Origin of the sequence: Bacteroides sp. MSB163 (genome assembly GCF_036416795.1) — a bacterium.
Lineage (GTDB): Bacteria > Bacteroidota > Bacteroidia > Bacteroidales > Bacteroidaceae > Bacteroides > Bacteroides maternus.
In genome coordinates, this window is record NZ_CP143867.1 from 5,996,877 (window position 1) to 6,012,606 (window position 15,730).

The following is a 15,730-nucleotide window of genomic DNA, read 5'->3' on the forward strand; positions in this document are numbered from 1 at the left end:
TTATCTAAAAGCATCCATTATAACAGTAGGATAGCCACCTTCTGTAAATGCTCCCAACCTATATTGACTCGGCCTGCACTCCGGTTCCCAATAGAACACTCCTTTACAACGACCGTTGGTATTTTCCTTGCACTCCTTCAAGATACGGGCAAGTTGCCTCTTTCCCTCGTTTAAAACAGAGGTACTTGCCAACTTACCATTGTCATCGGCGCACTCCATACCGGTTTCTACCACCATTACATCACAATTGTACTTGGTACTCAAAGCTTTGATGTTGCTGATGCAGTCCGTAATGACAGCATCGGCAGATGAATAGCCTTCTTTGGCATCACGCGACCAATAAGGGTAAAGCGACATACCTATCATATCCCACTTGCCGCCGTTCTTCTTCAATTCATCGAAGAACCAAGTGAACAAACCGCTGTCCCATCCATTGTCCAAGTGAACAATCACAATAGCATCGGGAAAAACCGACTTCACAGCATCGTATCCGGTAGTGACGAAAACACCAAGGTTGGCCCAATTCATAGGATATACCACTTTGTCGGTAGCACTTGCCGGTGCATCTTTCAAATCCTTCTCCGTCACATTATAAGATGCACCGCTCAAAGCCACGTCTTCATCCCACAACATGCCCGGACGAATTTCATTCCCCACTTGCACCCATTTAGGAATAACCCCTATCTCCTTCAAGGCCTGAAGCACACTCACCGTATGGTCTTTAATGGCACTTTTCAAATTTCCCAGATTCTTTCCTACCCATAACGCAGGTTTGTTTTGCTGGGCAGGGTCGGCCCACCAATCACTGTAATGAAAGTCTATCATTACATCCATCCCCAACTCTTTGGCTCTTTTGGCCTTCTCCACCACATCGGCAGTGTTACACCAATTGCCATGTTTGCTCGGGTCTACCCATACGCGAATACGGATGGCATTAAGTCCCAGTTCCTTCATCAGAGCCGTACACTCACGCTGCTCACCTTTGGCATTATAAAAGTGGTAACCTTTGGATTCGTATTCGGTGACCCACCCTATGTCAGCACCTTTGGCAAATTCCACCTCTGTAGTTCCATCGTCACCGTCGGGATCGACCTCCGGTGCAGGAATTGTTTCGTTATTACTGCTACACGCTATTATAGCAAAAGCAATACCCAAAAAGAAAGACAAAAATTTCATGTGTTTCATGGCAAATATAGTTATCAATGATACAAATATAATGAATAAAAGCATAATCATTCAAGCCAGATACTTCCTATCTCTATTTCCGCTATCTTTTCAGCAACTCCGTCAAAGGAGAGTTCAAGAGTTTCAATCCCCTCTACTCTGAAAGGTATTTCAGTCTGCGGACGGAAATAATGATCAAGGAAGACAGGATAGGCGTGGGGAAGTAAAGCGGTATTCGTTTGTTTTAAATCCTGCAAGGGTACACGAATGATACCATCAGCCGTAGCGGTACACGAAGCAAGATAGGTATATCCGTCAGAAGTAATGAAGCCGGCTTTTAGTCCTTCGGGAATCTTCTTTACATGGATGCACAAGGTACGGCAGGAAGCCAGTCGCTCAGGGCGTCCGTCGATATCACCCTTAATGTAGCAACGAAGAACAAAGACGGGTGCCTTATCTTTAGACTCGAAGGTGATGCGCAGGGTAGGCTTCTCTGTCGGTGCATTTTGTATTAACTGGCGGTTCGTACGGCTCCATTCGGGCATAGTATATGTTTCCAATTTACTATCAGCATCCACTATTTCCAGCAGAGACAGTGATTTTTTAGGAGCGACTACATTGGTTTCCCACAGGGTAGCCGAAGTATAGTCCCAATCCAGCGGACTCCCGGCTACTCCCGAAGGAAACGTTTGTCGCTTATCGCCTTGACAAACGACGATGTTATACCTAAAACAACCCTCTTTTATCTCTGTAGCAGGTATGGTAACACGGTAAGTGTAACCGTCTGCATGATTCATTTTCAGATAAGGATTCTTTTCATTCCAGAAAGATATCTTATCTGTGTAGATAATAACGGAATCAGGCATTTCATTACCCGCCACAATGGCCTCTATCTGTAAATCTTTACTAGCATCTACTGTCTTGGCAGGATAATGAGTAACAGTAAAACCTTTATTATCTGAAATGGATGGACGCACATATTCACCAAGAGTAATATTCTGCCAATGAGCATCAGCAGTCCATTTACCGGAAGCAGAAATACCTTCACGCTGTAGCAGATAGACACCTGGACGAAGGGTCGAAATCTTACCATTCGCAGCTTGTGTACTGAATGTATTTCCATTATTCAAGCCGTTCACCCGGAATTGCTTACCTAAATCAGGTAAATTCAGAGTCATATCCCATACACCGGAAACAATGCGCATTACTTCTTTATCCATAGAAGGCTTTGTAAACGGATCACTAATCTGTACGGCATCGGGCATTACTTCCAAACGCCAAACACCCTCTTCCAAACGATCCAGCCAATAAACTCCCGTACCTTCATAATTCACCACCGGAGATTTGCCACAACCTGCAATTGCGCGAAGCTGAGAAATATCTTTCGGACGGGTTTGAGTTGTATTGGAATAGTAGAATTTCTCTCCGTCATTCAGTTCGCTTAAATCCTGCACGTAGCTGACACGGAAATCATTGAATAATGTATCTGCCGGATAACTGCCAAAACTCTCTCCCCTGCCCACTTTCTGCGCCACTTCTGCGGCAATCATCAATCCGATAGCCTTATTCGGGGTGTATGCTACATTCAGGTAATGAGTCTGGTATTCGGTATTGTATGCCGCCATGTCGATAGGATCATAGGCAAACTGAGTAATCCACTGGAAACCGGCTGTACGGAAAGTACGTACAGTGGCCGGATACATATAGGAATAAAGAATATCAGCGGGATCAAATTCATAAACCATACGAGCCTTCTTTTTGAAACCTTTCAGATTGGAGAAAGAAATATCGTAACGGTCAACGAAAGGCAGGAAGTTCCCCTTACGGGTATGTCCGGATACAAGTCCAATGGGATACCATTGATAGGTAGTACCTTGTATGGCTGTAGAATAGTAAGCCTCTACCACATGCTGGTTATGGCTCACATTGTAGAATACCGGCTTACGGTTGCCTGCACGCTTTAGGGCGGACAGCATTTTATTTATATAATTACGCGTCTCAACAACAGTGCCCGGATGGCAAGGCTCGTTGTTTATTTCAAAGCCTACGATATAAGGATCGTCTTTGTAAGCATAACCTGTATAAGGATTCACGTGGCGTACAAGAGCAGCAATATACTTTTCCTGTCCAGCAATAGCTTCAGCATCGCTATGAACGGCACATTTATCATAATGAGATGAAAAGCCACCAGTGGGTTGGTTACGTTCCGGATAACCGTTACCAAAATTTGTCTGTGCCGTGATAACGGTACGGATACCACGTTCTTGTAATTTATGGATAAGGTAGTCCAATAGTTCCAGGTGCTCATTTTCCAGCAAGTTACCTTCTGCATCGGAAATCTCTACGTCCCAGATGTGAATACGGTAAGCATTCAGTCCCAGGCGTGCCATGTGATAGACATCACGGTCGATAGCCGTTTTACGGTCCACTCCCAAATAGCCCATCGCCCGGTAGGCATGTGCAAAAGGTAAGGTATAGTTCACACCAAAGAAAGAAGCTTCTTTCTTCGTGTCCGACCAACGCATGACGCCGCCGGCATCTACATAAATAGTAGGAACGCTTTTTTGTACTTTGTTCTGTGCCGGAGCAACTACTGCCAGCAAACAAGTAATCAAGATAAGAATGTGTCTCTGCATGTCATCAAATTCAAGTTGGTTTTTCTTGACGGCAAAAGTAATGGAGGGCGAATATTCATCAAAGCAGATATCGGACATAAAACAACACAAAAAGGACATTACCTGATTATCAACAATATACACACAACATTTATGAACAATAAGCACAACAACAGTCGGAAATTCTCAATCAAAAGACTACTACTTTTTCTCCATTTTCTTGTAATTATTAAGCATAAAAAAGTATCTTTGCCACATCCCTTTGCAAAAGATAAGATGAAAAGATACACTAACATACTAATTTTACTACTTCTTACAGGACTTTTTATTCCTGCCGGAGCACAAAACAACCCTTATAAGATCGATGACTCTTTATACCCCTTTTTTCAGCGTGCCACCAAATCACGAACTTATCCCCAAGGATTGCTTATCGCTGACACTCTTTATGCAGAAGCAACCAAAAAGAAAGACAAAAAAGCACAATGTTTGGCACTTACTATTCCGGTAAGTTTCTACTATAGTTCCGGTAATTATGAGAAACTGGAACAGGCAGCCACCAGATTAAAGGAAGAGGCACGCAAAAACAACTATCTGCAATATTACTATTCCGCATATACGAGCGAAATAAATTGGCTCCTTAACAACGGACATTCACTGCGTGCCCTGCACAAAGCCGAAGAAATGAAAGAACAGGCTTTCAAAGACCAGCACAACTACGGAATTTTTTCGTGTATTCGTACCTTGGGACACATCTACTATATGCGTCAGAATAGCGAAGTAGCAGCCGAGTACTACAAAAATGCTTTGGAATACATGCTGAAGCATTTGCCAGAACAAGATCCGTCATACCTTTATATGAACCTTGCTGAGTATTACCGAAAGAAAGACGAAGGTGAAGTTGCATTGGAATACAATGAGAAAGCGGTGAAAACATCTAAAACCAACGAGAGCCGGGTAGCAGCTCTAATGGACAAATGTCAGACTCTGTATAGCATGGACCGAATTGATGACTTTAACACTTGCTATGAAGAATGCCTGCAATTGGTCGAACAATATGGTGTTATCCGCAAATCAGCTTTGTTGCGTTTACGTATCTGCAAACTTGTTCTGGATAAAAAATACGATCAGGCATATATAGCCGCTGATTCAATAGGAAGCCCATTACAGATTTATCAGATACGCCACGGGTTATATCTGAAATCAGGAAACTATGAAAAAGCCTATATATATAATAAGTTGATTCACAGATATCAGGATTCAATCAATCGCCTGGTACAATCCGCAGACATCGCCGAACTGAATGCACAGATAGGCAACGAACGCATAAAACTGGATGCCAAGGCCCTGGAATATAAGAATGCAGCACTCAACTTGAGGAATACCCAACTGGAACTGGAGCGGACTAAGTCACAATCTGAACTGGAAAAGATAAATGCTGAGAACAGCAGATTGGTATTGAAGAACCGGAATCTGGAACTGGCACGTCTCAATGTAGAAGCGGAAAAACAGAAAGCCATCTTAAAAGAGCAGCAAAGCGCCTCTCAACATTACATCGTAACCCTCAGTCTTGTGCTCTCATTCTTGTTTCTTTTCACCTGCTTCCTAATATTCTACCTGTACAGACGTCGCAGAACAATGGCTATCCTACAGGAGAAAAACGAAGAACTCACCGTTGCGCGCGATCACGCCGAGGAGTCAGACCGGATGAAAAGCTTCTTTATACAAAACATGAGCCATGAGATACGTACGCCGCTCAATGCCATAGTCGGATTCTCACAAGTTTTATCCACTCCGGATATGGAAGTAGACGAAGAAGAAAAAGCTGAGTTCAGCATGCTCATCCAGCAGAATTCCGAGTTGCTGACTACGCTGATCAATGATGTCCTCGACCTTGCCAGTCTGGAAAGTGGTAAATACAGAATGCATTTGGCACCCCACCGTTGCAATGAATTATGCCAGGTAGCAATGGTTTCCGTAGTGCATCGTAATCCGAAAGAAGTGAAGTCTTATTTCACTTCCGATGTGCCGAATGACTTCTTGTTCGTAACGGATAAAGAACGCTTGCAACAGGTACTTATCAATTTCCTGACCAATGCGGAGAAACACACGGAACGGGGTGAGATTCACCTTCATTGCTCTCTTACGGAGAATCCGGGAAAGATAACCTTCTCCGTTGCAGATACCGGCCCGGGAATTCCGGCAGACCAGGCAGATTGCGTTTTTGACCGGTTCAGCAAGCTGGATGAATTTAAACAGGGCACAGGACTCGGATTGAATATCTGTTCCATCATTGCCGGACGCCTAAAAGGGGAAGTGAAACTGGATAAGAATTACACCGGAGGAGCACGCTTCCTGTTTATACTTCCACTGGACAGTATTCCTGATAAATAAAGTCCTGCTAAACAAAACTCACCACTCGTTGTTCTTTTCGAAACGATAACAATCTAATGAAGGAACAATGAAAAAGTTGACGTATTCTTTCTTGCTTCTGATGCTCCTGACATCAGTTCCGGCCCTGGCCGACTATGCGCCTGTCAATGTGCAGACAGCACTGAAAAAGATGTATCCTGCCGCCAAGGATGTTGCTTGGTCACGGGATGAGACTTACTATGTAGCGGACTTTATACAGAATGGTTTCGACACAAAGGTCTGGTTCAACTCCGAAGCACAATGGGAAATGAGACAGATTGACTGGGAAACGATGGATGAAGTGCCCAATGCCGTGTACAATGCTTTTGCAGCAAGCGAATATTCCGATGGAATGGTGCAGGAAGTCACCTTAGTTCAGTTTCCTAAACGAGAAGCGGTGGTTTCCGTAATTGTGGGAATGGCGAATACACAGACCAGATACCAGCTACTGTTCACTCTCGACGGCGGATTGGAGGATGAACGCAACGCAACCTATTTCAACAACCTGCTTGGTGCGGAAGTCTTCTTATAAAAGAGCCTCTCAGACATACTGCTTCGGCGTCACCCCAAACTCTGCCTGGAAGCATTTAGAGAAATAAGAATGATTGGAGAAACCAACCATATACATCACTTCGGCCACAGTAAACTTCTGCTGTTTCAGCAGCATAGCCGCCTTTTTCATGCGGATGGACTTAATGTATTCCACAGGTGTCATGCCCGTCAGTTGCTTTATCTTGCGATACATCTGCTTGTTATTGATATCGGTCCATTCGCAAAGGGCATTCACATTCAGTTCGGAGTCCGAGATATGTTCTTCAATCAAATGAATCACGCTTGCCAGAAACTTCTCATCATAAGAAACCGCCTCTATCTCCTTCGGAGTGGAAAGAACTTCCATACGGGCTTTCACCTCATACGTCTCCCGGCTATGTAATAACTGCTCCACGCGCGAAAGTAAAATATCCGGTTCAAAGGGTTTAGGAATGAAAGCATCTATATGTAACTGGATACTTTCAAGCTCTGTTTCCTTATCGCTTTTCGCTGTCAGCAAGATAATGGGAATAGTGGATGTGGGAATATTCTTCTTGATATGACGCACCATTTCAAGCCCATCCATTACGGGCATCATGACATCAGCTATAATCAGATCGGGCATTAATTCCATAGTGAGTTCCATACCTATCTTACCATTTTCCGCCAAACGGCAACGATATTTGGTATGCAGTATCTGATAAATAAACTCTGAAACCTCCGGAGTATCATCCACAATCAGAAGCAATGGGGCATCCGAAGTGGGCATACCTGTATCTGGAACCACAACTTCAACTCCGGCAGCGACAGGTTCGATATCAGAAGAAACAGTTTCCGGAGAAACCTCTACGGCAGACTGTTCCATAGCAATCACCGGAAGGGTCAGCGTAATGACAGTACCTTTATTCTCTTCAGAAGAAAGCAGGACATTACCGCCGTGCAGTTCCGTATAAGTCTTTACCAAATATAGTCCGATACCCGTTCCCTCCTTTTTGCCTGCCGTCTTGGGAGACTGGAAGAAACGCTGGAAGACATACGGCTGATCCTGACGGGGAACACCGATACCAGTATCGGATACAGAGATATGCACTTCTTTATCAGAAGCCTGTAAACGAAGCGTTATCTCACCCTCTTCCGGAGTATACTTCACGGCATTAGACAAAAGGTTATCCAAGATAGATTCCAGTTTTATGGCATCCATCTGTATGTATATCTTTTCACGGTCGGTATGGAAATGGAAAGTTAGCTTCTTCTCTTTCGCCTTCTCCTCTGCATACAAGGTGAACAAGCCATGCGCAAAAGATACCAGTTCGATTTGAGAAAGTATCAGTAATGTATTGTTTCCACTATCCACCCGGTTAAAGTCCAGCCCCTGATGAATAAGTGAATTCAGCTTCATGGCATTTCGATGTACCTGCTCCAGTTGTTTCTTCTCCTGCTGATCCTTGATGCCGGGCAGCAACTTGCTTATAGGGGCGATAATCAAGCTCAACGGAGTTTTCAAGTCATGGGAAAGATTGGTGAAGAACTCCATCTTCGCCTGCGATTGTTCCAGAATCTTCTCCTTCTCCATACGCTCCAGCTTCAAGCGGTTCTTAACGCGGAAGAAGTTGATGGTCCAGATCACCAGTACCAGACAGAGCAAAACATAGAGTACCTTGGCCCACAGAGTATAGTACCAGGGCGGAATGATATGAACCTCCAATGTATAAGCCAGGTCCGATGGTTTTCCATAAGCGTCCAACTTGCTCACCAGCAGACGATAGTCTCCATAACTCAGATTATTATAAGTGATACGGTTCGTATTCGCTTTCAGCAAGTTCCACTTACGATCCACACCTTCCAGACAATATACAAGTTTACTTTTCTCTTCAAGAGAATAAGGCAGATCGGAAAGTTCAAAGGCAAGATTATTCTGGTCATAAGCCAGTTCTATCCGTTGCGAGTAACGGATACTTTGTCCGGGCAATGAGGAAGTGCCGGGGCGTCCGATACCGGAATGTGAGACATCTGTTTGTGAGGCATTGGGATGATACTGTTGGTTATTGATGTAAATGGCAGTTAGGATAAGCGACTTTTCAGTGTGTTCTGCCAGCAGAGCTTCCGGTGAAGATATGGCAAAGCCATCTGCCGTACCCAAGTAAAATTCTCTGCTTGTCCGGTCGAAGAACATACTGGTGAAACGTTTATCGGTGATATTCAACCGACGGATTTCCAGCGTCTGCTGGTCTGCTACCCAGAAACCGTCGGTAGTAGAGATCCAGATGCGGCCGTCGGCTTCGGCCATAGAAAGCACTTCGTAATGATTATAGGCATCAAAGGGCAACATGCGGATACTGTCGTTTTCGGGAGTCACGCGCATCACTCCGCCGGGGAAACCTATCCAGATGTAGCCGTCTTCGGCACAAAGGATAAAGTTGGGAGTACGCTCGCCTTTCAGTTCACCGGCGGCAATATGGGTGACTTCGCCTGTACGGGGATTTATCTTTTCGATACTGTTAGGGCTGTTATAGAGCAGCGCCCATACATTCCCTTCCCGGTCAGGAATCATCTGGTTGATGAACATGCCGGACAGGCCGTTGTGGATGGAATAAGTCTTCTCCGCCATGTAGAGTCCGCCGGAAGAACGCATGAGTTTTTCCTTATCCACCACGAAGATGCCACCAAGACAGGTAGCTATCCAAAGTCGCCCGTCACGGTCTTCAAAAAGGCTATACGTCCAATTGGCGTTGTAGCGGCGGGTGCTGTCCACTATGTTATAATGTATAAACTGGCGTTTCGCCGGGTCGTAGCGGCTAATACTGCCATCCGTAGCCACCCAGAGTTGTTGTTCACGGTCTTCGTAAAGATGGCGTACCCGGTTGTGGGACAAAGGATATTTCCTGTCTCCCATCTTATACCAGGCAACGTCCTGTTCCCCATCCATAAGAGCGGTGAAGCGAATGAGGCCGTTGGTGCCACCAAACCAATAAGTTCCGTGCGCATCACGCAGCATGGAATAGAACTGGTTGCCCTCCCCTGTTCCGGTAATCTGCGAGATAGGGATGTGACGCAACACACTGTTATGGCGGGACATGGAGATGCCGTAATCCGTACCCAGCCAGACGTTATGCTCGCGGTCGGCAAAAATGGTCCAGATGATATTGTTAGAAAGGGACTGGAGGTTTCGGGAGTCATGAACAACGTGCAACAGGGGTTCGTCCTCCTGATAGACGTACAGACCATTATCGGTACCTACCAGCAATTGTCCGTTTCCGTCCAGTGCCAGAGATTTGACGGAGTTATCATGAAAAGCATCTATCCGCCGTGTATGCCCATCGGCAGGGGTGTATTTGAAAAGACATCCTTCTGTGCCTATCCAGATGCAACTGCGTGCGGTATCTTCCAGAAGTGAATTGACAAACTGGTTGCTTCTTCCCCCAGTGACGGGAAGGTTTATGGTTTCAAAGCGTCCGGTAGCGGGGATGTAGCGGCAACAGCCGTTGTACGTGCCAATGTAGAGGTTATCGTCCGAGGCGCGGATAATGGAATAAATGGTCTGATGCGGAAGTCCTTCGGTGATGGCGGAGAGCTGCCGGGTTTCAGGTGAGTAGGTGTAAAGACCGTTAAGTGTTCCCAGCCACAGCACGCCGTCACGCAATGCCAGTGTGCGTATGTCGGTCGGGAAGTCCGCTTCCGGTTCTTGGTAGGTGTCTGTCCGGTAATTATAAATCAGCAAGCCATTGTCCGCACCCATATAGAGATAAGTGCTGTCCACCACTTCACCGCAATAAATGCGCGTATTGCTGCGCTCACCGAAAGTGAAATGCGGTTGTGAGGAATAGCCGTCGTAACTGAACAGTCCTTTGTTGGAACCTATCCATATCAGTCCTTGCGTGTCTTGCAGGAAACAACTGATAACGGATGCTTCCGTCCCCAGACTGATATTATCAAACAGCCTGTAATCGGACTTCTGCCCTGCCAGAGTGCAAGGAAGCCAGATTTGTAACAGAATGAAAAGAAAAAGAACTGGTTTGTGCATATGCCGGGTTACGTTAAAGGTCCGGAGACTACTTGTCGCGCTGCGAGACATAATTCTTCAGGTAGTCGGCAATGTAGTCGAAGTAGGCTTGCCAATCAGCATCATGAGCGAGCTGGTTGGGGAATTCACTCTTTTCGTAGTTGCTGGAGTTGAAGATACTCAGCAAGTAAGTATAGAGTTGATCCTGAATCACTAAATTAGGAATGGTAAACTTGATTCTTCCTTGGTACATACCACTGATGGTAAGTATGCCGAAGTAATAAAGCAGGCTCACGAAGTTATCGGGATTGGTGATGTTAGTGGTAGAGAATCCTCTCTTCAAGTCTCCGACGATGAAACCTTGGCTCACGAGAGTCTGGATGACGGAGGCATCGTGGGCAAACTCCTTGTCCTTGCGGATGAGCATGCGCAGTTTCTCGTAGTCGATGCGGATGTTGTCTTCCACCATGTCTTCCGGAACATTACCGCACGAGATGTAATTCTTGACGAAGTAAAGCACCATGTTGGAGTTGTACATCGTGGTTTCACCGTAACATTCCTGCGCGAAGCAATAGTTATCGTACCACGGTTTCATTATATCTATCAGTTCGTCTACAGTGTGCTTGAAGGGGCTGTTCGTTGAATAATAGGTCAGCATTTCGCGCACTTCTTCTTCCGTAAATCCCATCATCTGATTGAATTTCGGCGTGAGGGAGTAGTTTGTTCCGATGTTGAAGCCACTGGTGAGGTCGTCCATCGTCACGGGACTTACTCCTGTAATGAAACAGCGCTTGATACTGGAATCCGTTCCCGCTTTCACCTTGTTGAAGAAAGCACGCAGGTAGCTTTCGCCATGTGTTTCGTTGGTGTAGCGATGCAGGCTTTCGGGGTCGGAAAGGATGGCGTTGGTGAAGTGGTCATACTCATCTATAAAAAGGTATATATCCTGTCCGGCGCGTTCGCACTCATGATAGAGGAAATCGAACTGGTTGACAGCTCCTTCTATTGCGTCCAACTTTTCTTTGGTGCCTTGCGGCAGAAGGTCGGCATAGACCTCGCAGAAGTAGTCAAAACAGATTTGGCAGTGCGCATCCAGTCCTTTGCGGTAGTTGTGTAGTTCACCGGTGATACCGGAAAAGTTGAGGTAGAGCACGAGATAAGTATTACGACTCGGCGTGGGGTGCTGGCCGATGTACAGATCGCCGAACAGTGCTTCGAACTTGTCGCGGGTGCGCACGTCGTAGTATTGCCTCAGCAGGTTCAGCGTCAGGCTCTTCCCGAAACGACGCGGACGGATGAAGAAGAAAAAGCGGTCTGCCTGTTCTATCAAAGGGATGAAACGGGTTTTATCCACATAATAATAATTGTCGAGGCGGATGTCGGCAAAGTTCATCATGCCGTAGGGAAGTCTCTTTCTGCCGGGTACTAAGTATTCTAATGGGTCCATATGCTGTCCTCCTACTGTTTTTGGGATATTTAATCCGTCGCTTTATGACGGGATAACGACACAAAGATAACAAAAGTTCTTATAAAGGGGGCATCTATAGCAGAGCAGCGTATTTACGTATCTGGTTCAAACGCTCCATAAGCGTTCTGTCGCTCATTGCTTGCTGCATGTTATATTTCAATTGCAATCGCATCAGTGAATCGGCAGGAACATCCAATGCAGCCTCAAACATCATGGCAGTGGCAGTGGTCAACGTGCGACGTCCATTCAAAAGGTCGTTGAGTACCTTGTAAGAAATGCCCATCTGTTCCGCCAGTTTCCGTTGTGAAATCTTGCGGTATTCTATTTCATCCTTCAGCACCTCGCCGGGATGGGTCGGGGTATATCCGAATCTTACAGTTGCCATATCTTTTATTTACTTATAATGATTAGACAATTCAATTATATTACACACGGTGATTACAATCTCAGAAACCACTTTAGTTGTCTTGAACTCTATACGATACTGATCGTTCACCCGAACCGATTCCAAGCCGGCTTTATCGCCAACAAGTACCTCGTAATGCAACGAATGGTATCTAAAAAGATCTTCTACTACTGCCACCGATTCCAACAGATCTATCGTCTTACGATATTTGGCAACGATTGGGGGCTGAAAACGATGCTTCTTATCAGAAGTCTTTCCCTTGAGATACAATTCCTCTAAATATTCTTTATCAAACTTTATCTCCATGCTTTGATTGTAGTCAACTGATGCAAAGTTAATGCAATTCTTTTAAAGTCCACAATATTTAAGGATTTTGTTTTAGAGTAACAAAAAAAACGATGTCAACCCAACGGATTTTCCTCTATGCCGCCATCGCCTCCTGAGGGACTATCGTCCACAGTATCGGAGGGGAGCTCAATCCACTCCAGCGTGCCACTGTCCACCAGCGCACGGGTGTAGGTGCCGCTGGAGGTCTTCTCCCGGTCGGGAGTGAACTCCACACGGACGGCTTTCACTTGTTTCTGAAAATCGAAATCCTTGAGGTCGGCCACGCCTACGGTATTGAGCGTGTAGCGGAAGTAGCCCAGCCCTTTGATGTGGACGGACTTTCCTTGTTTCATCTGGGTGTGCATCACGGGGGCTATGTCGCCCAGCACCGCCTGCACGTCGGAGTTACTGACGGTGGAGATGCGAGCCAGTTCCTTGGCTATGTCTTCGGTTTCTACGGGTTTGCCCTTGACGATGGCCTGGGGGTAATATACTTTCTTTGACTTGTTCTGTTGTTTTTTCCAAAATGCCATAATTGTAAGTTTTTTAAAGTGAATATATTGTTGCTGTATTATCCGCTCCGTCTCCTCCCGCCACTATTACTCCGGGCAGGTGAAACTTCCCAAAGGAGGAGGCTGAGCCTTGACTGTGCCGAAGTTAAACTTTGACGATGCCAATGTTGAACTTTGACCGCCTCAAAGTTTAACTTCGGGAAAAGGCTTATTCCGTGCCGGGAGAGGGAATGCCCCCGATGTCAATCATTGAAAGCCGATGCTTTTCCAAATCATGGGGCTAGCATTGGCCGCCACAGTCCATCCGTTACCGTTGGAGACTTTGGGGACGGCACTGCCATCCTCTTTCTTATCGACGTTCAGTACGAGGTCGCAATTGGCAGGATTAAATGCGTTATCTCCGGAATGAGTGCTTCTGTTGTGAAAAACAGCCTTGCGCTCTATACTGTTGGCATTATCTATACCAACGAAATCACCGGCTGCGGTGGCCTCTATCCGGGTAAGAGAGTTGCATCCCGTAACGATATAATTGTCGAACCGGTTGCACTTCGGTATTTTGAGCGTTTGCAGACTTGTACATCCGAAGAAAGCATCCCCGTCTATCACCGTCACATTATCCAGCGTGAGTTCCGCCAATGAAGTGCAGTTCTGAAATGCGTATTTATCAATTTGGACAACCTGCGAAAGATTCACCGTAGTCAGCGCAGAGCAGTTGCCAAAAGCATACTCTCCGATTACCCGCACGTCATCGGGCAACACCACCTCCTGCAAGGCGGTGCAATTAATAAAGGCGTTGTCGGGCAGTGTTGGCGTTGCACCCCAGCCCGTCACTCCGGTGAGGTCGCATTTCGTGATTTGTTTATTATCGGCAAATGTACCCCAGCCACCGCCCATTCCCGCCTTGGCAAGGTCGCCCTTGAGCTTGATTTCGGTGACGTCGGCATTGAGGATGGCTTGGATAGCGGCCTTTACTTCAACAGCAGAGGCATACTGGTCCATATCGATAGGTTCGTCGGGTACTACGTCTTTCAGTGTCACTTCTGCCACGTATACGTTTCCCGCTTCTATTGTGATAGTGGGCAGGGCGGCTACATACTTTTTCCCTTCGCTATCGGTGGCGGTTATGAACACCTCGGGTATTCTGTCGGGCACGAGGGCGGTATAGAAAACATTACCCGATGAGGTAAGGGAGAGGTTTTCTATTTTCTCCATGGATATTTCATTTTCAGAGTAGTAGGCGAGAGGAGGAACCGTCAGATCCACGTCTGCCGCACGAGACACATTGCTCAGTTGCAAGCCGGTGATGGTTACTCCGGCGGGTATTCCCTGTATAGTAAGTTTCAGCGCCGCCGTCAGGGGAAGGAAGCTGAAGCTGACGGTGGATTCTCCCTGATAGGTGGTCTTGGCAAAGATGGTGTGCTTTATGTTGCGCGGAGTTCCGTCACTTGTGATGTCGGGGATGCTCAAGCTTAGCCATTCCGGGATATACTCAGATATAGCCGGAACTACCGCGAGAGTAAAGTTCATGTCAGTCAAGCCGTGTTGGTAGCAGGCGTACAGTTCATCGCCCGTTTCTGTTCCCTCAGGCAAATTCCCGGTGAATTCGGTGTTTTTGCCATCCGGGCTGAGTGAACTTGCTTTTTGTTGAAGGGTGGATGACGCTTGTTTAGTCCTATTATAAAGGTATATCTTTTCGCCACTTGCCGCCCACTTCACTATGAGCTTTCCGTTGCCTTCCGCGTTGGTTTGGTCGTCGTATGTCAGGCGGGTATCCGCTCCCGTACCGGGCATGGCGGCGGTGACGGTTATCTGTTTTCCCGGGGCGTTGCCGTTATCGGGAGTTTCCATTGCCGGTTCGTCCTGGCTGCATCCTGCCGCCATTGTCAGGCAGAAGAGGATGGTGGGTATGATGATTTTCTTCATATAGCGCTTATTTTTCAATGGTGAGAATGTCGTTGATAAGGTCTTCCAGGTCACTGCCGGATGCGGCGCGGCCATAGCCGGTGGAACGGGTGCGGCCGGCGCTACTGCCCCAAGGTCTTTGCGGCATGTCGCCCAGACTACTTGCCATAATTCCCTCGCTTTCCATCCGTATCACTTCGATGGCGGGGGCGGTGTACTTTTGCTTTTCTGTTGGTTTCATACTCGTTGTCTCCTGTCTTTTGTATAATGAATACTGAATTGTTTGCCACGAAATTACCGCACAGACGTATTCATGCCAAATAATATCAATTATCTTTCGTTCAATCGAACGAAAGATAATTTCACCTATGCTGAAAAGCAGGAAAATCAATGAAA

Annotated in this window: 10 protein-coding genes and 1 pseudogene; 2 read left to right on the forward strand and 9 right to left on the reverse strand. The window is 46.4% G+C overall.

Annotated elements, in window-relative coordinates:
• Positions 1–1,185 carry a glycoside hydrolase family 53 protein gene (locus VYM24_RS23575; RefSeq protein WP_330941042.1) on the reverse strand — a complete coding sequence of 395 codons (1,185 nt, stop codon included), beginning with the start codon at positions 1,183–1,185 and terminating at the stop codon, positions 1–3.
• Between the two features lie 47 nt (positions 1,186–1,232).
• On the reverse strand, positions 1,233–3,800 hold the full coding sequence (locus VYM24_RS23580; protein WP_330942288.1) for a glycoside hydrolase 5 family protein: 2,568 nt from the start codon (positions 3,798–3,800) through the stop codon (positions 1,233–1,235).
• A gap of 255 nt (positions 3,801–4,055) precedes the next feature.
• Here VYM24_RS23580 and VYM24_RS23585 point away from each other — a divergent pair, with 255 nt between their 5' ends.
• Both VYM24_RS23585 and VYM24_RS23590 read left to right on the forward strand, forming a co-directional pair.
• On the forward strand, positions 4,056–6,170 hold the full coding sequence (locus VYM24_RS23585; protein WP_330941043.1) for a tetratricopeptide repeat-containing sensor histidine kinase: 2,115 nt from the start codon (positions 4,056–4,058) through the stop codon (positions 6,168–6,170).
• 67 nt (positions 6,171–6,237) lie between these two features.
• Positions 6,238–6,720, forward strand: a complete 483-nt coding sequence (locus VYM24_RS23590) for a PepSY-like domain-containing protein (RefSeq protein WP_330941044.1) — start codon at positions 6,238–6,240, stop codon at positions 6,718–6,720.
• 9 nt (positions 6,721–6,729) lie between these two features.
• Here VYM24_RS23590 and VYM24_RS23595 read toward each other — a convergent pair whose 3' ends face one another.
• The 7 genes and pseudogenes from VYM24_RS23595 to VYM24_RS23625 form a co-directional block, all read right to left on the reverse strand.
• The gene (locus VYM24_RS23595; protein ID WP_330941045.1) at positions 6,730–10,740 is read right to left on the reverse strand and encodes a hybrid sensor histidine kinase/response regulator transcription factor; all 4,011 of its coding nucleotides are present in this window, start codon (positions 10,738–10,740) and stop codon (positions 6,730–6,732) included.
• Between the two features lie 31 nt (positions 10,741–10,771).
• Positions 10,772–12,166: pseudogene (locus VYM24_RS23600) on the reverse strand (AAA family ATPase); the annotation flags it as partial.
• Positions 12,167–12,260: 94 nt separating this feature from the next.
• Positions 12,261–12,572: a HigA family addiction module antitoxin gene (locus tag VYM24_RS23605; RefSeq protein WP_330941046.1), complete on the reverse strand. Its 312-nt coding sequence runs from the start codon at positions 12,570–12,572 to the stop codon at positions 12,261–12,263.
• A gap of 9 nt (positions 12,573–12,581) precedes the next feature.
• Complete coding sequence (locus tag VYM24_RS23610) at positions 12,582–12,899, reverse strand: type II toxin-antitoxin system RelE/ParE family toxin (protein ID WP_330941047.1); 318 nt, start codon at positions 12,897–12,899, stop codon at positions 12,582–12,584.
• A gap of 95 nt (positions 12,900–12,994) precedes the next feature.
• A complete protein-coding gene (locus VYM24_RS23615) occupies positions 12,995–13,453 on the reverse strand; it encodes an HU family DNA-binding protein (protein WP_330941048.1) in 459 nt (152 codons plus the stop codon).
• Positions 13,454–13,678: 225 nt separating this feature from the next.
• A complete protein-coding gene (locus VYM24_RS23620) occupies positions 13,679–15,355 on the reverse strand; it encodes a leucine-rich repeat domain-containing protein (protein ID WP_330941049.1) in 1,677 nt (558 codons plus the stop codon).
• A 7-nt stretch (positions 15,356–15,362) separates the two neighbouring features.
• Entirely contained in the window at positions 15,363–15,575 is a 213-nt protein-coding gene (locus VYM24_RS23625) for a hypothetical protein (protein WP_330941050.1), read from the reverse strand.
• Positions 15,576–15,730 lie beyond the last annotated feature (155 nt).